The organism is Streptococcus anginosus (assembly GCF_001697145.1).
Lineage (GTDB): Bacteria > Bacillota > Bacilli > Lactobacillales > Streptococcaceae > Streptococcus > Streptococcus hominis.
Genome location: NZ_CP012719.1, coordinates 1378412 through 1397437, shown reverse-complemented (window position 1 = coordinate 1397437; position 19026 = coordinate 1378412). Strand labels below are relative to the sequence as shown.

Below are 19026 nucleotides of genomic sequence, written 5' to 3'. Positions count from 1 at the left end.
AAATAGTCTGGCTTTTGATTGAAAAAAAGAAAGGAAGAAATATGATTCATTTAGTTTGTCCAAATCCAGCTTTGGATCGGACAGTTTTACTTAGTCAGTTTAAAGAAGATGTGGTCAACCGACCAAGGCAAGTGCATGAAAATGCTGGCGGAAAGAGTTTTAATGTGGCTTATGTCCTGAATTACGAGAAGGGCGAAGAGCAAGGAAATTTTTGCATTCATACAATGTTAGGTGGCAAAATGGGCGAATATATTCAACAATTAAATGAGGAAGATGGTATTCCGCTTGTTGTGACAGAGGTTGATAAAAATACGCGTACTTGTACAATTATGATTGATACAGAATTAGGAAAGACCTATCTTGTGTATGAAGCTGGATTTGAGCTGAATAAGGATTTATTAGAACAATTCACCACAAATCTTATAAAGCACATTCAACCTGGCGATAGCGTTGTGTTTTCTGGCTCTTTGATGAAAGGGATGCCAGATGATTATATTGCACAAATTGGTCGTCTTTTACCAGAAGATGTGAATTTAGTAGTAGATACAAGTGGTGCAGCACTAAAAGCAGCTTTCACAGCACAGCCTGACATTGTAAAAATTAACGATGAAGAATTGGCAGAATTAACAGGATGTCCAGTTGAAACTGCAGAAGAAGCAGCAAAACTTCTCAAAGAATATACTAAAATTCCTTATTTCATTGTGACAATGGGAGGAAAAGGAGTCGTAGCACGCCTGCAGGATGATATTTTCCAACTGACGTTTCCAGCAATTCATGTCAAAAATCCTATTGCATCAGGCGACTTTTTCCTTGGAAGTCTCTGCCATGCTTTAGAAAGTAGGGGGAGAGTTGATAGAGAAACTGTCATTCGTGCCTGTGCTTATGCAACAGCTAACTGCCTGCAATGGACTCCAAAAGTAGACCTAGCCGATGTAAAACGAATTGTAGACGAAATCGAACTAACAACTTTGTAATTTCTTTCTACAGTTTATATGATATTTTTTGAATGTATTGACTTAGAAAATCCCCTCTTTATATAATAAAATAGATTATTTTATTATAAGGAGGTCGTATGACTTTATCAGGACTTATTATTTTAGCGGTATTTGTATTTCGGTTGGTATTTCTAAAAATATCGATGAAGAATGAGAAAGCGATATTGGCAAATGGTGGGCGCGAATATGGCGTGCAAAATACCAAGTATATCACTATTCTTCACATTTTATTTTACCTTTCTTGCTTTGCTGAAGCTACGATACGTCAGGTTCGGTTTGACGCGCTTAGTGCTATAGGATTTGGACTGTTGCTATTTTCAATGTTTATGCTCTATGTTGTGACACAGCTCTTAGGTGAAATTTGGACTGTAAAATTGATGCTGGTTAAGAATCATAAATTTGTTGATCACTGGCTTTTCCGCTATGTGAAACATCCCAATTATTTCTTGAACATCGTTCCAGAGTTGATTGGTTTAGCATTACTTTGTCATGCACTAATTTCATTTTGTATTCTATTTCCTCTATATGCGGTAGTTTTGTATAATCGCATCAAGGAAGAAGAGAAATTACTCAAAGAAGTCATTATCCCAAATGGTATTGCACAGAAGTAAGCTATTTTTTAAAGTATAGAATGAAAGATTTTAAATTTACACAAATTATCCATTTTGTATAATTTTTTAAAAACAAAGTAAGAAAGGGTTTACAAAAGTTTGAAAATGTGTTAAACTCTATTCATAAAGTAAAATAAAACATGGATTGTAACTAAGAAATTAGGCGAGACCATAAATGACCCAAGTAAAAAATCTTGGTTTGTTTATGGTTTTTTTATGTTTTACAAAAAGATTGTTAGGAAGGAGGACACGAATGTTTCGAATTGTCCAGCCACTAAATAATAATGTTGCGGTGGTCAAAAATGAAAGTGGTGAACAGGCTGTTGTCATGGGGCTCGGTATCATTTTTAAAAAGAAAAAAGGGGATTTGTTGGCAGAAGAACGAGTAGAAAAAGTCTTTCAACTGAAAAGTGAAGAATCGCGCGAAAACTTTTCTGCTTTGTTAAAAGATGTTCCCTTGGACTTTATCACGACTAGTTATGAAATTATTGATTATGGTATTCAACAGTTCCAATTTCCAGTTCAAGAGTACATCTATGTAACCTTGACAGATCATATTTATTGTAGTTATCAAGCGCTGCAAAGAAATACTTATAAAAGTAATCACTTGCCGGATATGTCGGAGCAATATCCGACGGAGTACAAAATTGCTGAGCACGCTTTGGTGATTTTAAAAGAAAAATTGGATGTGGATTTTCCAAAAGATGAGATTGGGCGGTTGGCCTTACAGTTTATCAATGCGAAAGGCGAAGATGTCGTGATTAGTAAAGATGAACAAACACTGATCCGACAAATGATTGCTTTGGTGCAAGAGGAACTTTTAAAACATGGTATTAAGCGGACAAAAAAGAATAGTAATTTTTACGACCGTTTGATGATTCATTTGACATACTTTATTGAGCGTTTGGATCAGGATGACAGTGATTTAAAAGTCTCCATGAAGAATTTAGAAGAACATATCAAAAAGGATTATCCAGAAGCCTATCAAATTGGCGAAGATATTTATGAAGTCATTCGTCAGCATTTGGGTGGAGGACTTCATCCAAATGAAAAGGTATATTTGGTGATTCATATTCAAAGATTATTGTAAAGGAGAAGACATGTTTCAATTACCAGAAGATTTTATTTTTGGCGGTGCGACTGCTGCTTATCAAGTAGAAGGAGCTACAAAAGAAGGTGGAAAAGGTCCGGTCGCTTGGGATGAATTTTTAGAAAAACAAGGACGATTTTTGGCAGATCCAGCTAGTGATTTCTATCATCAATATTCAAAAGATATTGAGTTGTGTGAGAAGTTTGGCGTCAATGGCTTGCGCTTGTCTATTGCTTGGAGCCGTATTTTTCCAGAGGGACATGGCAAGGTCAACCAAGAAGGAGTAGAGTTTTATCATCGTGTATTTGCTGAATGTGCGAAACACCATGTCCTGCCATTTGTTACACTGCATCACTTTGATACTCCGAAAGTTTTGTTTGATCAAGGTGATTTTCTTAATCGAGATACAATTGAAGCGTTTGTGGAATATGCTGAATTTTGTTTTCAAGAATTTCCAGAGGTTCATCATTGGAGCACTTTTAACGAAATTTATCCTGTTGCGACCAATCAATACTTGCTCGGTGTCTTTCCTCCGGGGATTCAGTATGATTTGAGTAAGGTGATTCAATGTCTTCACAATATGATGTATGCGCATGCGCGTGTAGTAAATCTTTTCAAGGAGAAAGGTTACCTTGGTGAAATTGGAGTGGTGCATTCTTTGGAAACAAAATACCCAGCAACAGACAGCAAAGGAGATAAGCATGCAGCTTTTCTGGATGATGCGCTTTCTATTCGTTTCTTGCTAGATGCTACTTATCTGGGATATTATTCTGAGGAAACAATGGAAGCTCTTAAGGAAATTTGCGCTGCTAACAACGCTAGTTATGAATTCCTTGAGAGCGATTTTGAAGAAATGAAAAAAGCTAGTCATCGAAATGATTATCTTGGAATCAATCATTATCAATGTCATTTTGTTAAGGCTTATCAGGGCGAATCAACCATTCATCATAATGGAACGGGTGATAAAGGCACTTCGGTTTATAAAGTGAAAGGCATTGGAGAACGGATTTACAAGGAAGGGATTGAACGAACAGACTGGGATTGGATTATTTACCCAGAAGGTTTGTATGACCTTTTATTGAGAATTAAGAAAGACTACCCACATTATCAAAAGATTTATATCACTGAAAATGGAATGGGCTATAAAGACGAGTTTGACAATGGCATCATTATGGACAAGCCGCGGATTGATTATTTGAAAGTGTATTTGCAATCTTTAAGCAAAGCTATTGATGCTGGTGTTATGGTAAAAGGGTATTTTCTTTGGTCTTTAATGGATGTTTTCTCGTGGTCAAATGGCTACAATAAACGCTATGGCTTGTTTTACGTTGATTTTGAAACTCAAAAGCGTTACCCTAAGGAATCCGCTTATTGGTACAAGCATGTTAGCGAAACAAAAATTGTGATTTAAGGGGGAGATGAAATGAATAAAAACGAATTACAAATGTTGGGATTTGAAATCGTAGCTTATTCGGGAGATGCACGTAGTTGTTTACTGAATTTGCTGAAAGAGGTTCGTCAAGGGAATTTTACAAATGTAGATGCTGCTTTAAAAGAAGCAGATGAAAATTTAAATTTAGCCCACAATTCACAAACGCAGATTTTAGCACAAGAGGCAGCTGGGGAAGATTTAGATTTAGGATTTATCTTTATTCACGGTCAAGATCATTTGATGACGACATTATTGTTAAAAGAATTGATCGTAGATTTTATTGAATTATATAAAAATCAATACAAGGAGGACTAATTCCATGAACGGAATTATCAAACAAATTGAGAAAGGAAAACCTTTCTTTGAAAAAATATCACGCAATATTTATCTTGGCGCTATTCGTGACGGCTTTTTAGCCGCCATGCCTGCCATTTTATTTTCAAGTATTTTTATCTTGCTAGCAGCAATTCCAGAAATTTTTGGATTTAAGTTGCCAAATGATGTTTCCACCTGGCTTTGGAAAGTATATGGCTATTCTATGGGGGTAGTAGCTATTCTCGTGTCCGCTACGACTGCTCGTTGTTTGTCAGAATCAATGAACCGCAATATGCCGACCAACAAGACTATCAATTCGGTTTCTGTTATGTTGGCTTCCATTGTGAGCTTCCTCCTTTTAAGTGTGGATCAAATTGAAAACGGTTTAGCCAATGGCTACATGGGAACAAAAGGGATTTTAGCGGCTTTTGTAGCAGCTTTTATCACGGTGAATGTTTATAAATTCTGTGTATTGAAAGACATTACTATTAAGATGCCAAAAGAAGTCCCTGGAACAATTTCTCAAACTTTCCGTGACGTCTTTCCATTTTCATTTGCAGTATTTGCTGCTGTTTTGATTGATACAATCGTGCGTTATTTCTTTGGGCATTCGTTTGCAGAAGCCGTTATCACACTTCTCCAACCTTTATTTACCGCAGCTGATGGCTATTTAGGAATTTCGATTATTTGGGGAGCAATGGCACTCTTCTGGTTTGTTGGTGTGCATGGTCCTTCAATTGTAGAACCAGCTATTGTCGCGATTATTTATGCAAATGTGGAAACGAATTTACAGTTGGTAAAAGCAGGTCACCATGCTTCAAACGTGTTGACAGTTGGACTTGGAAACTTCGTTGGCACAATGGGTGGTACAGGTGCAACATTGGTTGTTCCATTCCTCTTCATGCTCTTTGCAAAATCTAAGCAATTAAAAGCTGTCGGGAAAGCTTCCTTTGTTCCAGTTTGCTTTGCAGTCAATGAACCATTGCTGTTTGCAACGCCTATTATTTTAAATCCCTATTTCTTTATTCCATTTTTAATCACTCCAATGATCAATGTTTGTGCTTTCAAGTTCTTTGTTGATGTGTTAGGTATGAATAGCTTTATGTATGTCCTTCCTTGGGCAACGCCAGCACCGATTGGCTTGATTTTAGGTACGGGTGCAGGAATCTTATCTATTGTCTTGATGCTGCTGTTGATTGTAGTTGATTCTCTCATCTACCTTCCATTTATTAAAGCGTACGATGATTCATTAGTAGAAGAAGAAGCGAAAAAGGTAGAAGTGATTGAGCTTGAAGAAGCAGCAGAAGCTGAAATAGACGATCAAATTCAAGCGGTTGCAGATGGAAAGCATCATAATATTTTGGTTCTATGTGCCGGTGCAGGGACAAGCGCCATGCTAGCAAATGCACTAACAGAAGGCGCAGCAGAGTTAGGCATAGACCTCAGTTCAACAGCTGGTGCTTATGGTTCGCACTACGATATTATGAAAGATTTTGACATGGTTGTGCTAGCTCCACAAGTCAATTCTTACTATGAAGATATTAAGAAAGATACGGATAAATTGGGCATCAAACTTGTTGCGACAAAAGGTGCTGAATATATCAAATTGACACGTGATCCTAAAGGCGCTGTGCAATTCGTTCTTTCGCATTTTGAATAACTAGCCTTCTTATAAAATGTTCGTTTAAAAACTGATAAAACCTATTTCTTGTTTTATCAGTTTTTTAAAGCGAACACTAAAATATTAAACTAAGTAGAAATAGGAAAACTGTATGAAAATAGGATTAAGATTGTCGCTTGTTTTTGCTGCTAGTCTTTGTTTGCTTGGAGGAGTCATTCCTATTAAAGCTAATGAAAATACTAAAATACGTGTTGATAAAGTAGAAAATTTATCATCTGATTTTATCATGGGGACGGATATTTCAACAGTAATTGCTCAAGAACAAAGTGGTGTAGAGTACAAAGATGAAAATGGGAATGTCAAAGATATCTTTGATATTTTGAAAGAAAATGGTGTAAATTACATTCGCGTCAGAGTATGGAATAATCCTTATGATCATAACGGACATGGTTATGGCGCTGGAAATAGCGATATAGAAAAGGCGATTGAGATTGGAAAACGAGCTACAGCACATGGTATGCGGCTACTAGTGGACTTTCATTATTCAGATTTTTGGGCTGATCCAGGACGTCAAGTTCCACCAAAAGATTGGACAAATATGAATGTGTCTGAAAAATCAGAGGCTTTATATCAATACACCAAAGCTAGTCTTGAAAAAATAAAAGCAGCTGGTGTAAATGTAGGAATGGTTCAAGTTGGTAATGAAACAACGAGTAGTGGGATAGCAGGTGAAGCAGGAGAGGAACGCTATCAGTTGTTTGCAGCAGGCGCCAAAGCAGTGCGAGAAGTGGATGCAACTATATTGATAGCTTTTCATTTTACTAACCCAGATAAAACGGAAACGATACTGAATTACGCAAAAGGTTTATCAGATCACCATATTGATTATGATGTGTTTGCTACTAGTTATTATAGTTTTTGGCATGGTAATTTAGATAATCTGACTTCAGTTTTAAAGACAGTGACCGAAAAGTATGGGAAAAAGACACTTGTAGCAGAGACTTCTTATGCCTATACATTAGAAGATGGAGATGGTCAACAAAATGTTATCCGAACACAAAATCAAATGCTGGTAGGTGGCTATCCTGCCTCTATTCAAGGGCAATCGCATGCCTTACGAGATGTCATTGATGCAGCCAATAAAGCAAGTGCATTAGGCATCTTTTATTGGGAACCAGCTTGGACACCGGTTAGTTCCAAAGGAAAAGAAGTAAATACACCTATTTGGGAAAAATACGGTTCGGGCTGGGCTTCTAGTGCCGTCATTGGGTATGATCCAAATGTTAATCAGGAAAATTACGGTGGCTCTGAATGGGATAATCAAGCATTGTTTGATTTTACAGGAAAAGCTTTGCCATCACTTGCGACATTTAAATATGTTTATACTGGGTTGAATACAAATCTAGAATATGATAAGAATGAAGAAACAGAGCTGCAAGAGAGTTTGTTATCAAATTCTAGCTTTGAGGAAGAAGATCTTTCAGATTATACTTTTAACGATTTTATCAAGCGTAGACAAGACACGCCTAAAACAGGCAAGTATGCCATGAATTTCTACAATGGCACAAGCGATTATACAACTGGCGTTGAAAGAAAGGTAACACTTCCAGCAGGAACTTATCAATTTTCTGCTCAAATTCAAGGTGGTGATACGAATGGCTCTGAAGATATTTATGCTTTTGCTCGTGCTGAGGCAGTAAATGTTCAAAGTGAAAAAATCAAACTAGCTGGTTGGTCAAATTGGCAGATAGCTAAATTGAGCTTTACATTAACAAAAGAGACAGAGGTGACACTGGGAGTATTTGTGAAAGCAAATAAAGGTTCATGGGGAACAATTGACGATTTGCTTTTAACCAAAGAAGGAGTAGATAAGATAAAGTTGGGAACCACTCTTTCTTCGGCAAAAGAAAAATTAGCGGAAACTATGCATTATACAAAGGATTCACTTGCGAACTTAAAAGAACAAGTAGAAGAAGCACAAGTTATTTTACAAAAAGATGATGCGACACAAGCAGAGATTGATGCAGAATGTGAAGCATTACAGACTGCTATTCAAGCCCTTGTACCACTAGAAAATCAATCTTCATCTAATGTTTAGCATGAAGATGATAAAAAAACAAAGGAAAATTCTAATAACAAAGATCAAAAAGGAGAAAACTCCCATGCTGGGTTGACAGATTCTGATTCGTCTAATAAAAATGGAAAGTCTTCTCAAACGAATAGGAACAAGGATACTTTGCCTACTACAAGTGACAAAAAATTAGCTAAAACCAAAGAATTATTACCAAGTACAGGGACTAGCATGTCATATTTAGCTGGTATCGGTGTTGTTTTTCTGAGTGTCTTTATTGCTGTCATTTCTAAGAAAAATAACCAATAAATCATTGCAAAAAAGTAGAAAGACCTCCCGCTTTCTACTTTTTCTTATCTGCAATATATTCTAATTTTTGTTGTCGTGTTTTTCTTTTAAAGAGGGCTTCGGCTGACATGGCAGAAGGTTTGTCGGGAAATTCTTCTTGATATAAAAGAGTAACGGGTAATCGTGTACGCGTGTATTTGGCGCCTTTTCCAGTATTATGCGTATAAAGTCGTTTTTTGACATCGGTCGTGTACCCTGTGTAGAGAGAGCCATCGGCGCATTCCAGAACGTACATGTAGGCTTTAGTTTCCATAGTAAATCTCATGAATTTCTGGAGTGTAGCTGCCATCTTCATTATGAATGAAAAGCGGTGGCAGGATTTTTAACCCGTCACGGGAACCATCTTTGATAGCTTCAATGAGGAGCATATTGGCTTCGCGATTTGCTTTTGGGTAAACAAACTGAATACGTTTTGGAGCTAGATTATGCGCTATCATGGTGTCAATAATATCAAGGAATCGTTCAGGACGATGCACCATTGCTAAACGTCCGTTGGACTTTAAAACTCGTTGGGAGATTCGACAGATTTCTTCCAGATTGGTCGCAATTTCATGACGTGCAAGCAGATAATGTCGGCTTGCATTGAGATTAGAATGTTCATCCACTTTAAAATAGGGTGGATTGCATAAAATCATGTCCACTTTACTACCGTCAATATAGTGGGTGAGATATTTCAAATCATCCTGAATGACCTGCATTTGGTGGGTTAGACCATTTAGCTCAATAGAGCGCTCTGCCATATCTGCCAGTCTCTCTTGAATTTCAACCGCTATGATTTGAGCCTTGGTTCGGGTGCTTGCAAAAAGTCCAACAGCACCATTTCCAGCACAAAGATCCACGATAAGACCGCGCTTAGGTAAGTTTGGGAAACGGGAGAGGAGTACACTATCTACTGAGTAGCTAAAGACCTCTCGATTTTGAATAATTTTGACGTCAGTAGAAAAGAGCTGATTGACTCGCTCACCGTCTTTTAAAAGAATTTCTGCCATATACCCTTATTATATCATGATGTAGAGGAAAAGAAGTAACAAAAATAAGCAGTAAGACAAAAATGTACGGTTTTTCTTACTGCCTGTAGGTATTATTCTTAAGATTTATAAACTTTGCTCCCGTTTGTTCTGTATGTGTGTCACGACAATAAAAGTAATTGTAAAGAGAATCATCAGAATAATGTAGATAGGGAAGCTATTGCTGGTTAGAGTAGCGATTTCAATGTATTTTTGTAGAAGAATGGCTGTTCCAAAGAAGCCTACGAGGGACCAGAGGATCAGCAGAATCCGCCAGAGATTAAGTGGCAGGCAGGCACGAACAACAGATAGAAAGCCGATAGAGCCTAATAAATAATAAAGTAAAGTTGAGATTTCCACTTGTGACCAGCCATGCAGTCCACCAAAAATATTGACAAATAAAACGCTAAAGACGACCATTAGCCCGCTAGGTAGTGCCTTGAAAATTGCTTTTTTAAGGAAATCTTGTTCAACAGGTTTGATATTTCGCTCAAAGGTGAGGACAAAGGGCGGCAAACCTTCAACAAATTGGTCAATCAAGGTGATTTGAATGGGGATAAATGGAAAGACTAAGAGCCATTCTGCTCGTCCCAACAGAATACTAGAAATACAAATGATTGTCAAAATGAACGAATAGGTTGTTTTAATGAGGAAAATCGGTGCAATGCGGGCGATGTTATTAACGACGCGGCGTCCTTCAAAGAGAATTTCAGGAACATCGTTAAAGTCAGAATTGAGCAAAACGAGATTGGCAACTTGTCGTGTTGCAGGATCCCCTTCAGCCATGGCAATGGAACAGTCTGCTTCCCGTAAGGCTAGAATATCATTGACTCCGTCACCAGTCATTGCTGTGGTATGCCCTGCTTTTTTCAGGGTTTGAATGATAAGTTTCTTTTGATGAGGAGAAACGCGGCCAAAAATAGCAGTCGTTTCTATCAGATCAATCAACTCTTGATCCGTTACTTTTGAGCAATCAACATAACTTTGGTAGTTTGAAAAACCTGCCTTTGCAGCAATGTTTGATACAGTAATTGGATTGTCACCTGATATGATTTTTAAGCCAACTTCTTGTGAGCGTAAGTATTCCAAGGTATCAGCTGCCCCGTCACGAATCGGATCTGTAATTTCTAAAATAGCAATAGGTTGAACATTATTAGGTAAGTGAATGTGTTTATGGTCAATGCGTTCAGGACTAATGGCTAAAGCGAGTACGCGCGAACCACGCTGTTGGGCTGCTTGGGCAATCTCAATCTCTTTGTTAAAGAGCATTTCAGGCGCACCGAGAAAGACAGTACCTAAGTCCGACATTTCCATAGCTCCCCATTTACGGTCACTAGAAAATGGAATAGTGTTACTCGTTTGGTAATTAGAAGGACTTGTAAATTGTTTACGGATTGCTTGAGCAGTCGGATTGTTGTCGTCACTTGCAGCGATATAAGCGCTAAGAATTTCAGAGATTGCTTGTTCTGATAAATCTTCTGTGAGCGGGCTGACTGTTTCGACGTGCATTTTTCCTTGTGTAATGGTGCCTGTCTTATCAAGACAGAGCATATCAACACGAGCCAACGTTTCAACGGAGTACATTTCCTGTACGAGGACTTTTCGCAAGCCCAGCTTGATGACTGCTGTTAAAAGCGAGGTAATTGTTAAAAGTGCAATTCCTTTTGGCAACATTCCCAGAAGAGCTGTCGAAGTATTGACAACCGAATCTTTGACAGGCAAGTGTTTTACCAAAAGTGCTTCTAGAAAGAGTGCAATTCCAAAAGGAATAATGATTTTCCCTGTGAAACCTGCAATCTTGTCCATGGATTTCATGATGCGAGAATTGATTGGTTTAACGGTTTTAGCCTCTAGCATGAGCTTAGAGGCGTAATTGTCAGCTCCAACATGAGTAATTTCAGCTATTACATGACCACTGACAAGAAAACTTCCTGAGAGCAGTTGATCCCCAATCTCCTTTTGGACGAGGTCGCTTTCTCCTGTCAGCATAGCTTCGTTTACTTCTGCAAAACCGTCTAAAACAGTTGCATCGCTTGGAATTTGCTCACCTGCGTTCAAACGAATCATATCACCTAGAACCAATTCTTCTGGATTAATAGATGTGGTTTGCCCATTACGGATAACACTAATCTTTTCTTTATTTAAGAGATTGAGCTTATCAACCATGTGCTTGGCGCGCAACTCTGTGACAATACCAGAGAAAGCATTGAAGCAGATAACGACAAAGAAGACCAGATTGCTCCAGGCTTGTACAATAACGAGTGCTACGGCAATGGCAAAGTTTAACGCATTAAATAGCGTAAAAACATTACGCTTGATGATTTGCCAAGTGCTGATACTTGTATTGACTGTAAAATCATTGGTGAGTCCTTGTGAAATTTTTTCTTGGACTTGCTGGTGGGTTAATCCCGTAAATTCTTTCATGTTCATGAGGTTAATCATACCATTTTTTTAGTAAAATTTCTAATAGAATCCATTCAGCTGTAACAGTTTTAAAGCAAAAAAAGTTTGCGAGTAGGCATTGGATAAGGTATAATGAAAAGGATAAGAAGGGAGAGCCTATGTTTTATAGATATTTAAGAAGATTGGTGATGTTGATTTTATGGGCTTTAAATGGTAATGCTCACTACCACCATTTGGAGAACATTCCAGATCAAGAGGAAAATTATATTTTAGTGGCTCCACACCGTACTTGGTGGGATCCTGTTTACATGGCTTTTGCGACAAGACCCAAGCAATTTATCTTTATGGCAAAGAAAGAACTGTTCACAAATCGCGTTTTCGGCTGGTGGATTCGCATGTGTGGCGCATTTCCAATTGACCGTGAAAATCCAGGAGCATCTGCTATTAAATACCCCGTCAAGATGTTGAAATCAAGCAATCGGTCTTTGATTATGTTTCCAAGTGGAAGCCGACATTCGACAGATGTGAAAGGTGGCGTTGCACTGATTGCTAAAATGGCAAAGGTGCGCATTCTTCCAGTTGTTTATGTAGGACCGATGAGTCTGAAAGGTTTAGCAAAAGGCGAACGTGTAGACATGGATTTTGGACAACCTATTGATATTTCAGATATCAAAAAGATGAATGACGAGGGTGTGGAAGAAGTCGCCCGTCGTATTCAGACAGAATTTAATCGCTTAGATGCCGAAGTAGCTGCACTTCAAGTGAAAAAAAATCCAAATATATTATTGCTACTCCTCCGTTTGATCGCTCTGTTACTGTCAATTGTTGTTGGCTTACTAACATTTGCTTTCAGTTTCATCGCAAGTTTCGTTTGGGATCCTGATAAACATAGGAAATAAAAATCTTGTAAAAGAAGCATGTCGCACCTTTTCTAGAAGGAGCATCTATGAAAATAGCAGTTTTGTTGTATCCAGCATGTTCATTGCAGGAAATCACAACTTTGACATCAACACTTTGTCTTTCTTTTGGACAATCTTTGGATTATCTTGCTTCAGAAAAGAAAGTCTATACGAGTGAAGAAGGTTTGCAAGTTATTCCAGATTTTACTTTTGCAGAAGTACAAAATATAAAGTATGATTGTATCATATTGCCAGGCACACTAGAGCCATTTGTTAGCCTTTATGATTCCAGACTAATCTCTTTTTTGGAGAGGGTAGACACAAAGCGGACGATAGTAGCGGCTATTTCCTCATCGCCTATGTTTTTAGGAAAAGCTGGTTTGTTGAGAAGCCGGTATTACACAGGTGGTCTGTATATGGAGTTGGTAGAGTATTTTTCTTTTTTGGAAAAAGAAAATTTTCTCCATCAGCCTGTTGTAAAAGATAAGAATGTTATTATAGCCATTGGGTTTGCTTATGTAGAATTTTCTCAGACCGTTTTGGATGCTTTAGGATTAGAAGTGCCGAGCGATTTCTTTTTGAGAAAAAATTCCTACACTCCCGAAGAGTTAACGTATTATTTAGAGACAGCTGATTATCGAGAAATACTGCAAGAAATTTTACGATATGAACAAAAATTCCAGAAATGATTTTCTGGTTTTTTTACTATGAATTTTGAGATAAAAAGAACCTAAACACACAAAACATACATGAAAGCGCTTGCTAAAATAGATTTAAAATAGTATACTAAATTTAAGGTATACGGTTTAAAAAGGTGATAAGAGTGATGCTCACTCTTAAAAGTTGATGTATTCAACATGCAATCATAAAAGGAGAAATATATGAAAAAATTGATTTTTCGCTTAACAATTCTGTTATCTGCTCTTATGCTCTTTCCTTTTCAAGCAGTAGAAGCCTGTACAGGTTTCATTGTCGGGAAGAACTTGACGGCAGACGGCTCTACTTTGTATGGCCGTACAGAGGATTTGGAGCCTAATCATAACAAAGTCTTTAAAGTTCATCCAGCCAAGGACAATCAAGCGGGAGAAAAGCTGATTGATGAAGCCAATGGCTTTGAATGGCAATTACCCGCACATAGCTATAAATATACTTCTGTTTCGGATGTTACACCAAAAGAAGGTATTTTTGATGAAGTAGGCTTCAATGAGCATGGAGTTTCCATTTCTGCTACAGTATCAGCTAAGGCGAATAAAGCTATCCAGAAAGTTGATCCTTATGTGGAAAAAGGTTTAGCAGAATCCATTATGACAACGGTTGTCTTGCCACATGTCAAAACAGCTCGTGAAGGTGTGGAGCTCATCGCAGAAATTGTCAGAAAGCAAGGAGCTGCCGAAGGGAACATTGTGACAATTGCAGATAAGACAGGTGTCTGGTACATGGAAATCTTGTCTGGTCATCAATATGTTGCCATTAAATATCCAGATGATAAATACAGTATTTTCCCTAATACCTTCTTCTTAGGAAGTGTTGATTTTAATGACAAGGAAAATGTCATTGCTTCAGAAAATGTGGAAAAAGTAGCGCGTGATGCTAATTCTTATAAGGAAATCGATGGTAAATTCCATATTTCCCAATCTTACAATCCGCCAATGGCAGAAGCTGATCGTTCACGGGCTTGGGCTGGTATTAAGGCTTTGAACCCAGACGCACCAGTCAATTATGATGATAAATATTTTGATTTGTTGCAATCTAGCAATAAAAAAATCAGCGTTGCAGATGTGATGCGGATGCAGCGGAACCGTTTTGAAGGAACGCCATTTAAGCCCCTTGATCAAATGGAATTGGACGGGAAAGGCATTCCTCAACGTGGAAAAGTAGATCCAGTCTACAAATATCCTCTTGGCAATCCAAATGTAATGGAAGCTCATATTTTCCAATTGAAAGATAATATCCCTGCTAGCATGGGTGGTGGCACAATGTGGCTTTCTGTCGGTAGTCCTCGATTTGCACCATACTTGCCATACTATGGAAATATCAACAATACTTATGCTGCTTATCAAGTTGATACAACGAAATATGACAAAGATTCTTGGTACTGGGTTGCGTCACACATTTACGATATGGCAGCCAAACATCAAAAATTATTTGGCAATAGCATTCAAGAAAAATGGAAAGCTTTGGAAGCACGATTGATTGAAGAACAAGCCAAATTAGATGAACAATACGCAGCTGCAGGTGGAGCTTCGTCAGAAGAAGTGACTGCGTCTAGTATGGCGTGTGCAGAGGAAGTCTTTAAAGAAATGAAAGCTCTAGAAGCTGAAATGGAAGAAAAGATTAAAAATGAGCAAACGCCACCAAGCTCTAGCTCAGAACCATCTTCAAGTACAAGTGAGTCATCTTCCACTTCGTCTACATCTCAATCTCAATCTTCGTCAAGTACAAATGAAACGTCTACATCTAGTTCATCGGATACTGAAAAACCTAAACCAAGCGAAACTTCTGATACCTTAGTGGATACAGCCACGGGTGTTCGCTTGCAAAATGTAGATTTAGTGAAAGCTAATCTCAAATTAGCAGTTAAAAAGACGATTGAAGAAAACACAGACAGCTATGACATTACCTTGACCAATCCAAAAGGCGAAACAGTATCACAAGTTAGCTCAACATTAGTGACAGTGCCAGTGAAGCAAGGTGCTACGGTGGAATCTGTTTATGCTATGAAAGACGGAAAACAAGCAGAAAAATTTGATTTTGTTCTTAACAAAGACCAAACGATTAGCTTTAAAACAACACACTTCTCTACTTACAAAGTAAATTACAAAGTTGTCAAAGAAGCACCAAAACAAAATAAACGTGGCTTCCTTCCGTCAACTGGTGAAAAAGTAACCTTCCTTGGTTTAGTAGGAATTGTCATTTTAGGAGTTGTCATCTTCATCTTAGCAAAACGTTCAAAAAAGAATAATGACTAGTTGAAGCAAGAAAATCAACATCATGTTGAAGAATTCCCTCAAAGTTGGATACAAACTAACTTTGGGGGATTTTTATATGAATTGGATAAATTCCTACATCAAATTGGCAATGATAATGTTGTTTTTGACAATAATAGTTGTCAAAATGACGTGGATGAGTTACAATAGAGATGAAAGGAGAGGAGCATATGAAGCTGGAAAATCGATTAAAAGAACTTAGAGCGCGAGATAGGTTAAATCAAACAGAGTTGGCTAAAAAAGCAGGAGTTTCTCGACAAACCGTCAGTTTGATTGAGCGGGGAGAGTATGCTCCGTCTATCATCATTGCCTTGAAGATTGCACATATTTTTGGTGAAAACGTAGAAAATGTATTTTATCTAAAGGAGAATAGCGATGACAAAATAGATGAAAATTAATGGTTTACTAGTAGTGAGTGTTTTGCTAGGAATTTTTGTAGCAAGTAGTTGGCTCGGAAATTTCCATTTTCCAATCTTTTTAAATAGCATACTTTGGGGTTGGATTATTCGTGTGCTCAATCTGCTTTTATTCTGCATGACGATTTATTTACTACAGTCTAGTCGAACGATTCAAAAGCAGTCAACAAATGGAGATGAATTAAATGAACAACTTGATCAGAAGATGTTCAAAAATCTGGAATATGGTACTATTTTATTAGACGTTGTGACAATCTTGACGATTTTTGATATACTAACATCATTTAATGTATTCATTACTAAAAATAGTGTTTTGATTACAGGCAGTTTATTTCCTTATGTAGCACTTGCTTTTATTCTATATGGACAATATTGTCTCCAAAAGACAATTGAGCAGGTTTGCCATTTTAAATTGCCAATCGTTACATGTTCCGAAGATGTTTTAGCCTTGATGAAGACCTATGATGAAGCAGAAAGAGAAGCGCATTATGAGCAGAGCTTTAAGATTCTTTTTCAATTGAATCAATTCATTTTGCCAGCGCTTTACATCCTCCTGTTCACTATTTCGCTTCTATTACGTGAAGTTCAATACCTTCCTATTGCAATCGTGGTTTTTATCCACCTCTACATCAATGTAGTAAATATTTCTATGATAAAGAAATACTTTAAATAAGGCTGGTCAAAAAGTATCTCTGCCTCTATCTCATTTAGTGATAAGTGAATGACATGGTAGGTGATTGAGAGTGGGACAGAAATCAGTAGTTTCGTAGAAACTTGATTTCATCGTCCCACCTCCGCACGGTTGAGTAGGACTGTAAGAGTTGATTTATCAACGTATTAGAGTCCACTCAACCACTGCGTTTTAATAAACAAAGGAAGCCGAGCACTTTTGTCTCAGCTTCAACCTTGCGGGAGTGGGACTACGAACTTAAATTTTTCAAGATAAGTTCTGTCCCAATCTTATGAAATATAACTAGTTATACGAGGAGAATTTTAATGAAAAAAATAGCCCATATTGGACTTGGAATTGTAAAATTATTGGGACTAATTGTGTTAGTCATGGCTATCAATGGCATTCCTATGTTGTTTCTAGCTAGAGGGCAAGATTTGCCCGTGTATATAGAAATTTTACTGGTGTTAGCCTACCTTGTGCTCATGTTTTTTGCTATCCGCACTTTATGGAGGAGATACCAGACACATGTCTCAGAGGATATCAAAGTCCTGTCATTTTCTTGGGGAGATTTTGGGAAAGCATTGTTGTTCTTTTTAGCGGCAAGAGTAGTAGCGGTTTTAGGAACTTATCTAAACATCTTTTTAACAGGGCAAAGTACGACCAGTAACGATAGTGCTTTACAAAATCTAGGAAAAATTATGTCTGTTAATCATATCTTTTTTGCTCTGTTATATGTAGTAACTGTTGCAATAATAGCTCCGGTGATTGAAGAATTAGTATTCCGTGGTTTTGCGACAATCTTTTTCTTTGAGAAAGATCAAAAAATATCAGCAGCCATCATAACATCTGTCATTTTTGCACTTCCTCATATTTCAAAATGGACAGAGTTTCCACTTTATTTTGCCATGGGATTAGTGCTTTATGCTGCCTTTGCACGTCGAGGAAATCTGAAAGATTCAATAGCTGTGCATATTTTAAACAACACACCAGCAGCTCTCGTTATGCTGTTTGCGATGTTTCGATAGCGATGTAAAAATAGTACAATCATTTACAATAATATAATAAAAACACGAACGATTTTAGTTTCAGCTACTTGCTAGTCTTGCTTCATTCGTGTTTTTGTGTTATCAGATGTTATTTTATAACCCGTAATTGTAATCATCATCTTGCATGGCTTCAACTTCACCAAGAAGATAACCGTTTCCGACTTGAGAAAAGAAGTCGTGGTTAGAAGTTCCGGTTGAAATACCATTCATGACAATCGGATTGACGTCATCAGCTGTGTCAGGGAAAAGTGAGTCTTGACCAAGATTCATGAGAGCTTTATTAGCATTATAACGAAGGAAAGTTTTGACTTCTTCTGTCCAGCCGACACCGTCATATAAGGTTTCTGTGTAGCCTTCTTCGTTTTCATAGAGGGTGTAGAGCAGGTCGTACATCCACTCTCGGAAAGTTTCTTGTTCTTCTTCTGGCAATTCGTTAAAGCCTAATTGGAATTTATAACCGATATACGTTCCGTGGACAGATTCATCACGGATAATCAATTTGATGATTTCAGCGACATTGGCTAATTTGTTATTCCCAAGATAGTAGAGCGGAGTAAAGAAACCAGAGTAGAAGAGGAAGGTTTCCAGAAAGACACTGGCAACCTTCTTTTCAAGAGCATTTCCATTGAGGTAAATCTCATTGATAATTTCAGCTTTCTTTTGCAAATAAGGGTTTGTATTCGTCCATTCAAAAATTTCGTCAATTTCTGATTTCGTGTTAAGGGTTGAGAAAATAGATGAATACGATTTGGCATGAACAGACTCCATGAATTGGATGTTATTCAACACAGCCTCTTCATGAGGCGTACGAATATCCCCTCGGATAGCTTCAACGCCTGATTGGGATTGCATCGTATCCAATAATGTTAATCCGCCGAAGACCTTACCAACAAGGTCTTTTTCTTCAGGTGATAATTTTCTCCAGTCATCCAAATCGTTGGAGAGGGGGATTCGCGTATCGAGCCAGAATTGCTCGGTCAGCTTTTCCCAAGTGGACTTGTCAATGACATCTTCAATGGCATTCCAGTTTATGGCTTTGTAATAGATTTTCATGTTGATTACTTTCTTTTATTCCAATTGATTCTTATTGTTTGCAGATAGTTTAATATCCT

Annotated in this window: 18 protein-coding genes; 14 read left to right on the top strand and 4 right to left on the bottom strand. The window is 37.7% G+C overall.

Annotated elements, in window-relative coordinates:
* Positions 1 to 41 precede the first annotated feature (41 nt).
* The 8 genes from SanJ4206_RS06700 (at position 42) to SanJ4206_RS09955 (ending at position 8444) form a co-directional block, all read left to right on the top strand.
* Complete coding sequence (locus SanJ4206_RS06700; protein WP_022525044.1) at positions 42 to 974, top strand: 1-phosphofructokinase family hexose kinase; 933 nt, start codon at positions 42 to 44, stop codon at positions 972 to 974.
* Between the two features lie 98 nt (positions 975 to 1072).
* The gene (locus tag SanJ4206_RS06695) at positions 1073 to 1606 is read left to right on the top strand and encodes an isoprenylcysteine carboxyl methyltransferase family protein (protein ID WP_003030045.1); all 534 of its coding nucleotides are present in this window, start codon (positions 1073 to 1075) and stop codon (positions 1604 to 1606) included.
* A gap of 253 nt (positions 1607 to 1859) precedes the next feature.
* Complete coding sequence (locus tag SanJ4206_RS06690; protein WP_022525043.1) at positions 1860 to 2696, top strand: PRD domain-containing protein; 837 nt, start codon at positions 1860 to 1862, stop codon at positions 2694 to 2696.
* A 10-nt stretch (positions 2697 to 2706) separates the two neighbouring features.
* Entirely contained in the window at positions 2707 to 4107 is a 1401-nt protein-coding gene (lacG, locus tag SanJ4206_RS06685) for a 6-phospho-beta-galactosidase (protein WP_003030043.1), read from the top strand.
* Between the two features lie 12 nt (positions 4108 to 4119).
* Positions 4120 to 4443: a PTS sugar transporter subunit IIA gene (locus SanJ4206_RS06680; protein WP_003030041.1), complete on the top strand. Its 324-nt coding sequence runs from the start codon at positions 4120 to 4122 to the stop codon at positions 4441 to 4443.
* A 4-nt stretch (positions 4444 to 4447) separates the two neighbouring features.
* Complete coding sequence (locus tag SanJ4206_RS06675) at positions 4448 to 6103, top strand: PTS lactose transporter subunit IIBC (protein WP_003030040.1); 1656 nt, start codon at positions 4448 to 4450, stop codon at positions 6101 to 6103.
* A gap of 112 nt (positions 6104 to 6215) precedes the next feature.
* A complete protein-coding gene (locus SanJ4206_RS06670; protein WP_022525042.1) occupies positions 6216 to 8162 on the top strand; it encodes a glycosyl hydrolase 53 family protein in 1947 nt (648 codons plus the stop codon).
* A gap of 138 nt (positions 8163 to 8300) precedes the next feature.
* Positions 8301 to 8444 carry an LPXTG cell wall anchor domain-containing protein gene (locus tag SanJ4206_RS09955; protein WP_232203600.1) on the top strand — a complete coding sequence of 48 codons (144 nt, stop codon included), beginning with the start codon at positions 8301 to 8303 and terminating at the stop codon, positions 8442 to 8444.
* 34 nt (positions 8445 to 8478) lie between these two features.
* On the opposite strand, the gene SanJ4206_RS06665 is transcribed toward SanJ4206_RS09955, so the two are convergent.
* The 3 genes from SanJ4206_RS06665 to SanJ4206_RS06655 form a co-directional block, all read right to left on the bottom strand.
* Positions 8479 to 8736: a GIY-YIG nuclease family protein gene (locus SanJ4206_RS06665; protein ID WP_003030037.1), complete on the bottom strand. Its 258-nt coding sequence runs from the start codon at positions 8734 to 8736 to the stop codon at positions 8479 to 8481.
* Positions 8726 to 9472 (bottom strand): tRNA1(Val) (adenine(37)-N6)-methyltransferase, encoded by a 747-nt coding sequence (locus SanJ4206_RS06660; RefSeq protein ID WP_003030036.1) that lies wholly within the window; start codon positions 9470 to 9472, stop codon positions 8726 to 8728. The genes SanJ4206_RS06665 and SanJ4206_RS06660 overlap by 11 nt, the downstream gene beginning before the upstream one ends.
* Before the next feature lie 105 nt (positions 9473 to 9577).
* Entirely contained in the window at positions 9578 to 11932 is a 2355-nt protein-coding gene (locus SanJ4206_RS06655) for a cation-translocating P-type ATPase (RefSeq protein ID WP_003030034.1), read from the bottom strand.
* 119 nt (positions 11933 to 12051) lie between these two features.
* Here SanJ4206_RS06655 and SanJ4206_RS06650 point away from each other — a divergent pair, with 119 nt between their 5' ends.
* The 6 genes from SanJ4206_RS06650 (at position 12052) to SanJ4206_RS06625 (ending at position 17893) form a co-directional block, all read left to right on the top strand.
* The gene (locus SanJ4206_RS06650) at positions 12052 to 12792 is read left to right on the top strand and encodes a lysophospholipid acyltransferase family protein (protein ID WP_037582753.1); all 741 of its coding nucleotides are present in this window, start codon (positions 12052 to 12054) and stop codon (positions 12790 to 12792) included.
* A gap of 47 nt (positions 12793 to 12839) precedes the next feature.
* Complete coding sequence (locus SanJ4206_RS06645) at positions 12840 to 13481, top strand: DJ-1/PfpI family protein (protein ID WP_003030032.1); 642 nt, start codon at positions 12840 to 12842, stop codon at positions 13479 to 13481.
* 192 nt (positions 13482 to 13673) lie between these two features.
* Entirely contained in the window at positions 13674 to 15761 is a 2088-nt protein-coding gene (locus SanJ4206_RS06640; RefSeq protein ID WP_003030031.1) for a C69 family dipeptidase, read from the top strand.
* 188 nt (positions 15762 to 15949) lie between these two features.
* Entirely contained in the window at positions 15950 to 16177 is a 228-nt protein-coding gene (locus SanJ4206_RS06635; protein WP_022525041.1) for a helix-turn-helix transcriptional regulator, read from the top strand.
* Complete coding sequence (locus SanJ4206_RS06630) at positions 16167 to 16868, top strand: DUF3169 family protein (RefSeq protein WP_003030028.1); 702 nt, start codon at positions 16167 to 16169, stop codon at positions 16866 to 16868. The genes SanJ4206_RS06635 and SanJ4206_RS06630 overlap by 11 nt, the downstream gene beginning before the upstream one ends.
* A gap of 323 nt (positions 16869 to 17191) precedes the next feature.
* Entirely contained in the window at positions 17192 to 17893 is a 702-nt protein-coding gene (locus SanJ4206_RS06625; RefSeq protein ID WP_003030027.1) for a CPBP family intramembrane glutamic endopeptidase, read from the top strand.
* 114 nt (positions 17894 to 18007) lie between these two features.
* Here the strand turns inward: SanJ4206_RS06625 and nrdF are convergent, their stop codons facing one another.
* Entirely contained in the window at positions 18008 to 18967 is a 960-nt protein-coding gene (gene nrdF / locus SanJ4206_RS06620) for a class 1b ribonucleoside-diphosphate reductase subunit beta (RefSeq protein WP_003030026.1), read from the bottom strand.
* Positions 18968 to 19026: the final 59 nt, after the last annotated feature.